The organism is Streptomyces sp. NPDC007164 (assembly GCF_040634135.1).
Lineage (GTDB): Bacteria > Actinomycetota > Actinomycetes > Streptomycetales > Streptomycetaceae > Streptomyces > Streptomyces sanglieri.
This window is the reverse complement of the sequence record NZ_JBEYFB010000101.1, coordinates 1-9,388: the sequence shown is the minus strand read 5'-3', so window position 1 is coordinate 9,388 and position 9,388 is coordinate 1. Positions and strand designations below refer to the sequence as shown.

Sequence of the window (9,388 nt, the reverse complement as noted above, 5' to 3'; positions counted from 1 at the left end):
CAGCAGGAAGACCACGATCGTGGGCAGGGCGACGATCACCGAGCCCGCGGCGAGCAGGTTGTAGTCCGTGAAGAACTGGCCCCTGAGGTTGTTCAGCGCCGAGGTGATGGGGAGCTTGTCGCCGTCGGAGATGAAGACCAGCGCCCACAGGAAGTCGTTGTACATCCAGGTGAACTGGAGCGTGCCGAGCGCGGCCAGGGCCGGGCGGCAGAGTGGCAGGGTGATCCGCCAGTACCGGGTCCAGACGCCCGCGCCGTCGACGACGGCCGCCTCCAGGATCTCCTGCGGCAGGGTGCGCATGAAGTTGGCCAGCACGAAGACGCAGAAGCCGAGCTGGAATCCGACCTGGACGGCGACGACGGCCCAGTACGAGTCGTACATCGTCATCGAGTCGGACATCCAGTAGGGCAGCGGGATCCGGTTGAACACCACGTACAGGGGCGTCACGATCACCTGTTGCGGCAGCAGGTTGCCTGCTGTGAAGAGCATCAGCAGGACGAGTCCGCCGCGCATCTTCAGGCGCGCCAGCGCGAAGGCCACGAACGAGGCGAGGAAGAGGGTGACGAGTACCCCCGGGACCGCGATGATCATGGTGTTGACGAAGTACTTCGTCATGCCGGAATCGGAGAACGCCTGGCGGTAGTAGTCCAGGGAGAGATGGCGCGGCAACGAGAAGTAGCCGTGCTCGGCGGTCTCGTCGTACGGCCGCAGCGAGGCGTACACCGCGAGCAGGAGCGGGGCGAGGAAGGCGAGGGAGACCGCCATCAGGAAGGCGTGGACCCCGATCCGGCCGGAGCGGGTCCGGCGCCGGGCGGCGGGGCGGGCGGGGGCGGCTTGCACGGTCAACGGTCTTTCTCCCCTCGGAGCTCCTGGACCAGGTACGTCACGACGAATCCCAGGGAGACGGCCAGCAGGACGACGGCGATGGCGGAGCCGAAGCCGATCCGGCCGGCCTCTCCGATGATGTTGTCGGTGACGAGCACCGAGAGCAGTTCGAGTCCGTTGCGGCCGTGGTTGACCGCGTACACGATGTCGAACGCGCGCAGGGACTCGATGACGGTGATGACGCCGACGATGACGTTGACCGGTCGCAGGGTGGGCAGGACGATGCGGAAGAAGGTCTGGGCCTCGCCCGCCCCGTCGATCGCCGCGGCCTCCTTCAGCGTAGGGTCGACGGCCTTCAGCCCGGCGAGGTAGAGGATCATCACATAGCCGGTGTGCCGCCAGGCGGCGGCGAGCAGGACCGTCCAGATGTTGAGGTCCGGGTCGCCGAGCCAGTCCGTCGGTGAAGCCGTGTCGCCGACGACCGCGTTGAGGGCGCCCTGGTCGCGGGAGAAGACCAGCTGGGCGATGAATCCGACCACGGCGAGCGACAGCACGACGGGCATGTACAGGGTGGACTGGTAGAAGCGGCTGAAGCGCACTCCCCGGTCGATCAGTACCGCCAGCAGCAGTCCGAAGGGGGTGGCGACCAGGCCGAGGAAGGCGAGCCAGAGCAGATTGTGCCGGGCCGCCGGCCAGAACTGCGGGTAGTTGGTGAAGAGGTTCTCGTAGTTCTGCGTACCGACCCACTTGATCTCACCGATGCCGTCCCAGCCGGTGAAGGAGAGCACCACGGAGGCGAGGGCCGGTCCCCAGACGATGGCGATGTCGAGCAGTACGGGTATGCCGAGCAGCACACCGAGTACGGCGAGGTCGCGGCCGGTGAACCGCCGCGGGACCCGCCGTCCGGTGCGCCGGGCCGGGATGAACGACACGGTCGGTACTCCAGGTTCGGTCGGATTGCCATCGGGTCAGCCGGGGTCAGCCGGCGGCGAAGATCGTCTTCCGCTGCCGCTCGATGTCGTTGACCAGGCCGTCCACGTCGCCCGGGTCGCTGATGAACTTCTGGATCGCCGGGATCATGACCGTGGAGGAGAAGTCCGGCCTGGTGTCCCGGTCCAGGAACTGGGAGATCTGCTTCGCCCCGGAGACCAGCTCCACGGCCTTCTTCTGGAGCGGCGAGTACGCGGAGAGGTCGGCCCGGTCGCTGACCGCGATGTTGTTCGGGTCGCTCTTCAGGTAGATGTCCTCGGCCTTCCCGGTGGCGAGCCACCTGAGCAGGTCCTTGGCGCTCTCCAGGCTCTTGTCGTTCTTGAGGTTCTTCGACTTCTTGGCCAGCAGGAAGCCGTCGATGGGGGCCTCGACCGCGTCCTGCCCGTGCTCCGGGTCGATCACGGGGAAGGGGAAGAAGTCGATGTCGCCCTGTTCGCCCTCGGGGAACTGGGCGCCGGGGTGCGGCAGTCCGAAGACGGCCATGCCGGCCTCCTTCTTCTGGAGGCTGTTGGCGGCCTCCTGCCAGGTACGGCCGTTGGCCCCCTGCTGGCAGTAAGGGAGGAGCCGTCGCCAGGTGTCGAACACCTCCCTGACCCGCTTGTCGGTCCAGGCCACCTCGCCCGCCATCAGGCTCTTGTGGAATGCGTAGCCGTTGGTCCGCATGTCGATGTAGTCGAAGGTGCCCATGGCGGGCCAGCCGTCCTTGTCGCAGAATGCGATGGGGTCGAGCCTGTCCTTCTTCATCTGTTCGGCGAGCGCCACGTACTCGTCGAGCGTCTTCGGTGCCTGATAGCCGCGGTCGGCGAACAGGCTCTTGCGGTGGAAGACGGCCCACGGATAGTAGTAGTACGGGGTGAGGTACTGCTTGCCGTCCGCTCCGGTGGACTGGGCCTTCAGTGCGGCCGAAAATCCTTTGTAGCCCTGCCAGTTGTCGCTGATTTCATGCAGCAGTCCCTTTTCCGCGAAGAATTGCATCCGGTTTCCGGCGAACCACATGAAGACGTCGTCGGGCTTGCCCTGCAGATACCGGTTGATGTTCTCCTGAAAGGTGTTGTGGTCGACGGTGTTGACCTTCACCTTCCGCCCGTCCGACTGTGCCTCGTACGCGGCGAAGGCGTCGGCGAAGGCCTTCTTCGGAACCGGGTCGGAGGAATTGGACCCCAGAGTGATCGTCTTCCCGTCGCCGCCGGGGCCGCTCCCGCAGGCGGCGAGCAGCGCGGGGAGCGCCACCGCTCCGGCACCGACGGCCGCACCACGCAGCAGACTTCGCCGGGACATCCGATGTCCCGCGACACTTCCCGGCACACCTGACCTGTCGTCATCAGACTGCGTCATGCCCCACTCCTCCGGAGATGCAACCCAACACAACCGAACGTGCGATTGGATCTCACCCCCAAGTGAGGGCGTCGTCAAGGGTTTTGACGAGATGCCAGGTATCCGTCACCACCCCTCTTCCAACAGACTTCAACACGCCCTAACGTAACCGCACGCCTTGGCGTGCACATGCTGTCATCCGATCATGGACGAGTATGGAGGAACGTAACGATGCGTCATCTTCCAACCCGTACAACCCGAACCAGCCGTCGTGGAGTCGTCGGAGCCCTGATGGCCGGACTGCTGTGCGCCGCGGGGACGAGTGTTCCCGCCGTCGCGCACTCGCCCGCGCCCGCCCCGGCATCCGCTCCCACCGTGACTCCGCAGTCCGGAAACGGCCTTGCGCTCACCCCGCCGATGGGGTTCAACAATTGGAACTCGACGCACTGCCGGGCCGAGTTCGACGAGTCGATGGTCAAGGGAATCGCCGACATCTTCGTCGAGAAGGGCCTCAAGGAGGCGGGCTACAGGTACGTCAATCTCGACGACTGCTGGGCGAAATCTCAACGCAACGCGGACGGCAAGCTGGAAGCCGATCCGAAGCGCTTCCCGAACGGGATCAAGGCCGTCGCGGACTATGTCCACGCCAAGGGCCTCAAAATCGGCATCTACACCAGTGCGGGAACCAAGACCTGCGACAGTGTGGGCCTCCCGGGCGCACTGGGCCATGAGTTCAGCGACGCGCAGCAGTTCGCGGCTTGGGGCATCGACTATCTGAAGTACGACAACTGCAACAACCAGGGCGTCGATGCGAAGAAGCGCTATACGACGATGCGGGACGCGCTGGCGGCGACCGGCCGCCCGATCGTCTACAGCATCTGCGAATGGGGCGAGAACAGGCCCTGGGAGTGGGCCGGTGAGCTCGGCAACCTCTGGCGCACGACCGGCGACATCAACGACAGCTGGGGCAGCATGCTGTCGATCATGAAGAAGAACCTGCCCCTCGCGGCCGCTGCCGGGCCGGGGCACTGGAACGACCCCGACATGCTGGAGGTCGGCAACGGCGGCATGACGGACACGGAGTACCGCACCCACTTCTCCATGTGGTCCGTGATGGCGGCACCGCTGCTCATCGGCTCCGACCTGCGCAAGGCGAGCGCGGAGACCTTCGAGATCCTCTCCAACCACGAGGTCGTCGCGGTCGATCAGGACCCGCTGGGCAAGCAGGGCACCGTGCTCTCCTCCACCGACGGGCGCTGGGTGGTCGCCAAGGAGATGGCGGACGGCAGCCGCGCCGTCGCCCTGTTCAACGAGACCGGCAGCGCCCAGCGCATCGCGACGACGGCCGAGGACGTCGGGCTGCCGAAGGCCGACGGGTACACAATGCGCGACCTGTGGGAACACAGGTCGTACAACACGGCGGGCACCCTGGCCGCGACCGTCCCCGCGCACGGGACGGTGCTGCTGCGGGTGGCCGCCGACAGCAAATGGGCCGCGCAGCCGCCCGCCGTGGAACTCGGCCTGGAGTCCCGCCCGTTGATCGAGGCAGGACGCACCGCCACACTGACCACGAAGGTCACCGGTCTGGGCCGTACCCCCGCCCAGAAGGTCTCGGCACTGCTCACCGGCCCCTCGGGCTGGCAGCTGAAGGCGGTGTCGCCGACCGGTTCGCCGGCCCTGCCGACCGGCCGGTCGCTGACCACCCGCTGGCAGGTGACGGCCCCTGCGGACGCCACCGGTGCGTACAACCTGACCTTCGCCGTCCAGTACCGCTCTCCGGCCGGGAAACGGGTGGGTTCCGCCGTCCCGCTCCGGGCCCATGTGGTGGTCGCGCCACCGGCCGGCGGAGGCTTCATGAGCGATCTGCCGCAGCTCTCGGCGGCCAACGGCTGGGGCCCGGTCGAGAGGGACACCAGCAACGGTGAGAGCGGTGCGGGCGACGGAAGTCCGCTGACGATCGGCGGCACGGTCTTCGCCAAGGGCCTCGGCGTGCACGCCGACAGCGCCGTCGAGTTCTACACCGGCGGGGCCTGCCGGACCGTGACGGCTCAGGTCGGTGTCGACGACGAGAAGGGTGCCGAGGGGACGGTCGCGTTCGAGGTATGGGCCGACGGTACGAAGGTGGCGTCGACCGGCGTACTGACCAACGCCGCGCCCGCCCGGCCGGTCGGCGCGGACGTGAGCGGTGCGCAGGTGGTACGTCTGGTGGTCACCGACGGCGGGGACGGCGTCGACTCCGACCACGCGGACTGGGCGGACCTGCGGATCACCTGCTGACGGAGAGGCCGGTGGCGGGTTCCCGGGGCACCGCCCCCGGGGACCCGTCAGGCGCGCGATTCGCCGGCTGTGCCCGGTCAGCCCCGCACGGCCACCGCTCCGCCCGGCCCCACCCGCGCCGCCGCCGCGGCCGCGCCGACCAGTCCCGCGTCGGTGCCCATCACCGCCGGGGCCACCTCGATCTGCCGGATGAAGGAGAGCGTCGCGTACTGGCGCAGGGCCCGGCGCAGCGGCGTGAGGAGGATGTCGCCCGCGCCGGCCACTCCCCCGCCGATCACCGCGATGTCGATCTCGACGAGCGTGGCGGTGGCGGCGATCCCGGCGGCCAGCGCCTGAGCGGCGCGCTCGAACGAGGCGACGGCGGTCCGGTCCCCGGCGCGTGCCGCGGCGGCCACCGCGGCGGCCGAGGCATCGCCGTCCGGTCCGGGCCGCCAGCCTGCCTCCAGCGCCCGGCGGGCGATGTTCGGGCCGCTGGCGATGCGCTCGACACAGCCGCGCGAACCGCACGGGCAGGGATCGCCGTCCAGGTCCACACAGACATGGCCGATGTGCCCGGCGTTGCCCGTGGGGCCGGGGTGGAGCTTGCCGCCGAGGACGAGCCCGCCGCCGACACCGGTCGACACGACCATGCAGAGCGCGTTGTCGTAGCCGCGGGCGGCACCCAGCCAGTGCTCGGCGGCCGTCATCGCGACCCCGTCGCCGACCAGCTCGACGGGCAACCCGCCGACCGCCTTGCCGACCCTTTCCACCAGCGGGAAGTCCCGCCAGCCCGGGACGTTGACCGGGCTGACCGTACCGGCCGAGGCGTCCACCGGACCCGCGCTGCCGATGCCGACCGCCGTCGCCCGCCCCCACAGCGGAGAGCCGGACAGCTCGGCGAGAACCTCCGTCACCGCCCCCATCACCGTCTCGGCGCCCTCCCGGGCGGGCGTCGGCCGCTGCGCCCGTACGAGGAGCGAGCCGCCGCCGTCCACCAACGCGGCGGCGATCTTGGTGCCGCCGATGTCCAGCGCGGCGACGAGGTCGGTATGCATCGGTGTGGCTCCGTGAGTAGAGGGCGGGGACCTGCGGCTTCAGGAAACAGTCTGCCCAGTCTCCATTCAGCTGACAACGTTGTCCAGGGCCTATGCTCGTCCGCACACCCTCCGGCCGCCCCGTGGCACCGCCCACGGATCCGCCGGACCCGCCCGCACCCGAGGACAGGACAGCGCACCGTGGCCGAGACCGCCCGTCACTCCGAGACCCGTTACGGCAACCGGCCGACCATGAAGGACGTGGCCGCCCGCGCCGGTGTGGGGCTCAAGACGGTCTCGCGCGTGGTCAACAGTGAACCGGGGGTCACGCCCGACACCGAGCGCCGGGTCCAGGAGGCGATCGAGGCGCTCGGCTTCCGGCGCAACGACAGCGCGCGCGTCCTGCGCAAGGGCCGCACCGCCTCGATCGGCCTGGTCCTGGAGGATCTCGCGGACCCGTTCTACGGGCCGCTGAGCCGCGCCGTCGAGGAGGTCGCCCGCGCACACGGCGCCCTGCTCATCAACGGATCGAGCGCGGAGGACCCGGAGCGCGAGCAGGAGCTGGTGCTGGCGCTGTGCGCGCGCCGGGTGGACGGGCTGATCGTGATCCCCGCCGGTGACGACCACCGCTATCTGGAGCCGGAGATAAAGGCGGGCGTCGCCACCGTCTTCGTGGACCGCCCGGCGGGCCGGATCGACGCCGACATGGTGCTCTCCGACAGCTTCGGCGGCGCGCGTGAGGGCGTCGCCCACCTGATCGCGCACGGCCACCGCCGGATCGGCTTCATCGGTGACCAGCCGCGTATCCACACCGCGACGGAGCGCCTGCGCGGGTATCACGCGGCGATGTCGGACGCCGGGATCACCGTCGAGGACTCCTGGGTCTCGCTGGGCTCCACCGAGCCCGCGCGGGTCAGAGCAGCCGCCGAGGCGATGCTCGCGGGCCCGGATCCGGTCACGGCCCTCTTCGCCGGCAACAACCGCGTGACGGTCACCGTGGTCCGCGTACTGGCGGAGCAGGACCGCCGGATCGCCCTGGTCGGTTTCGACGACATCGAGCTCGCCGATCTCCTCGGCATCACCGTCATCTCCCAGGACGCGGCGGCCGTGGGCCGCACGGCGGCCGAGCACCTCTTCCGCCGCCTGGACGGCGCGGACCACGCCCCGGCGCGGGTGGAGCTGCCGACGTCACTCATCCCCCGCGGCTCCGGCGAACTGCCGCCCGCCTGAGCGAGGGGCGGGCCGCCGGGTGCGGCCCCCGGTGCCTTCGGCCCTGCCGCGGCCCGTGACGCCCCGGCCGCGCAGGGCGCCCGGGTCCTGGTCCTCGCGGGCGAGCTGGACGGCGGTCCCCTGCCCCGGGTCGCGGCCGCGTTCGCGGGGTTGTTCCTCCCGGGCGCCGGACACTTCCCGTGGCTCGACGATCCCCACCGCTTCAGGGGGACCGTCGGGACCTTCCTCCAGGGGTGACGTACGGGCGGCCCGCGCCCTACGGTGCCGTGACCGTCAGTCCCCCGCGCCGCGGCGAGGCGAAGGCGTCCAGGTCGTCCCGTGTCAGCCCGGTCAGCCGGGCGACCTCGGCGGTGTCCAGGGCGCCGCAGTCGATGCCGCGCAGCAGGTAGCCGCTGAGGGCCTTGGCGGTGGCGGGCTCGTCCATGACGTCGCCACCGGCCTTGGCCACGTACGCGGCGAGGCGGGCGGCGGCCTGCTCGAGGCCCTCGCGGTAGAAGGTGTAGACGGCCGCGTACCGGGTCGGCAGGTGGCCCGGATGCATGTCCCAGCCCTGGTAGTAGGCGCGGGCCAAGGCGCGGCGGGTGAGGCCGTAGTGGAGCCGCCAGGCCTCGTGGACCTGAGGCGTGGGGCCGACCGGGAGGACGTTGGTGGAGCCGTCCGAGACCCGTACGCCGGTGCCTGCGGCGGCGACCTGCATGACCGCCTTGGCGTGGTCGGCGGCCGGGTGGTCGCTGGCCTGGTAGGCGGCGCTGACGCCGACGCAGGCGCTGTAGTCGAAGGTGCCGTAGTGCAGGCCGGTGGCCCGGCCCCGCGCCGCGTCGATCATGCGGGCGACGGCGGCGGTGCCGTCGGCGGCGAGGATGGACTGGCTCGTCTCGATCTGGATCTCGAAGCCGAGCCGCCCGGCGGGCAGCCCGTGCGCCTCCTCGAACGCTTCGAGCAGCCGGACGAAGGCGGTGACCTGCTCGGGGTACGTCACCTTGGGCAGCGTGAGGACCAGCCCGTCGGGCAGGCCGCCGGCCCGCATCAGGCCGGTGAGGAAGACGTCCGTGGTGCGGATGCCACGGTCGCGTACGGCAGCCTCCATGCACTTCATCCGGATGCCCATGTACGGAGCCGCCGTGCCGTTCGCGTACGCCTGTGAGACCAGCCGGGCGGCGCGGGCGGCGGCCTCGTCCTCCTCCGCGTCGGGGCGGGGACCGTAGCCGTCCTCGAAGTCGATGCGGAGGTCCTCGACCGGCTCGCGCTCCAGCTTGGCGCGCACCCGGTCGTGGACGGGCCCGGCGAGCTCGTCGGGAATGCCGAGGACCGCAGCGAACGAGGCGGCGTCGGGAGCGTGCTCGTCGAGGGCCTTCAGAGCCTGGTCGCCCCAGGAGCGGATGGTGCCCTCGGCGAAGGTGTCGCCGGGTACGTAGACCGTGTGGACCGGCTGGCGCGTGCCCGGGTCTCCCGGGTAGCGGCGTGCGAGCTCGGCGTCGACCGCGGTGAGGGAAGCGCTGATCTCCTCGCTGACCGCACCGGCGAGGCTCGTTGCCACCTTCTCCTGCTGACCCATTTCCACACCCTCCACAGTCACGCTGTTTCCGCTTCCCGGAATCAACAATCCGTATAGTGAAGCTATAAGGCCGTCGGGCCTCCGTCAATGGTGATCGGAAACGGTCCGGGGCCGTGCGGTGCGTGTGCACCACTCGGCCCCGGACCGTGGGGAAGGAGAAGGGGGTTGCGGGTCAGCCCTTGCG

General features: G+C 70.1%; 7 protein-coding genes. 2 read left to right on the top strand and 5 right to left on the bottom strand.

Features of this window, described 5'->3' with window-relative positions; all coding sequences use genetic code 11:
* The 3 genes from ABZ622_RS41190 to ABZ622_RS41180 all read right to left on the bottom strand — a co-directional run.
* Positions 1 to 846: carbohydrate ABC transporter permease (locus tag ABZ622_RS41190; RefSeq protein ID WP_360552373.1), on the bottom strand; the 846-nt coding region annotated here is incomplete at its 3' end.
* Positions 843 to 1,757 carry a sugar ABC transporter permease gene (locus ABZ622_RS41185; protein WP_360552371.1) on the bottom strand — a complete coding sequence of 305 codons (915 nt, stop codon included), beginning with the start codon at positions 1,755 to 1,757 and terminating at the stop codon, positions 843 to 845. The genes ABZ622_RS41190 and ABZ622_RS41185, both read right to left, overlap by 4 nt.
* 46 nt (positions 1,758 to 1,803) lie before the next feature.
* Complete coding sequence (locus ABZ622_RS41180; RefSeq protein ID WP_360552369.1) at positions 1,804 to 3,093, bottom strand: ABC transporter substrate-binding protein; 1,290 nt, start codon at positions 3,091 to 3,093, stop codon at positions 1,804 to 1,806.
* 267 nt (positions 3,094 to 3,360) lie between these two features.
* On the opposite strand from ABZ622_RS41180, the gene ABZ622_RS41175 reads away from it, so the two are divergent.
* Entirely contained in the window at positions 3,361 to 5,406 is a 2,046-nt protein-coding gene (locus ABZ622_RS41175; RefSeq protein ID WP_360552367.1) for an NPCBM/NEW2 domain-containing protein, read from the top strand.
* 77 nt (positions 5,407 to 5,483) lie between these two features.
* Here ABZ622_RS41175 and ABZ622_RS41170 read toward each other — a convergent pair whose 3' ends face one another.
* Positions 5,484 to 6,440 carry an ROK family protein gene (locus tag ABZ622_RS41170; protein ID WP_360552365.1) on the bottom strand — a complete coding sequence of 319 codons (957 nt, stop codon included), beginning with the start codon at positions 6,438 to 6,440 and terminating at the stop codon, positions 5,484 to 5,486.
* Positions 6,441 to 6,620: 180 nt separating this feature from the next.
* Here ABZ622_RS41170 and ABZ622_RS41165 point away from each other — a divergent pair, with 180 nt between their 5' ends.
* A complete protein-coding gene (locus ABZ622_RS41165) occupies positions 6,621 to 7,649 on the top strand; it encodes a LacI family DNA-binding transcriptional regulator (RefSeq protein WP_360552363.1) in 1,029 nt (342 codons plus the stop codon).
* A 256-nt stretch (positions 7,650 to 7,905) separates the two neighbouring features.
* On the opposite strand, the gene ABZ622_RS41160 is transcribed toward ABZ622_RS41165, so the two are convergent.
* Entirely contained in the window at positions 7,906 to 9,204 is a 1,299-nt protein-coding gene (locus ABZ622_RS41160) for an aldolase (protein WP_360552361.1), read from the bottom strand.
* Between the last annotated feature and the right edge of the window lie 184 nt (positions 9,205 to 9,388).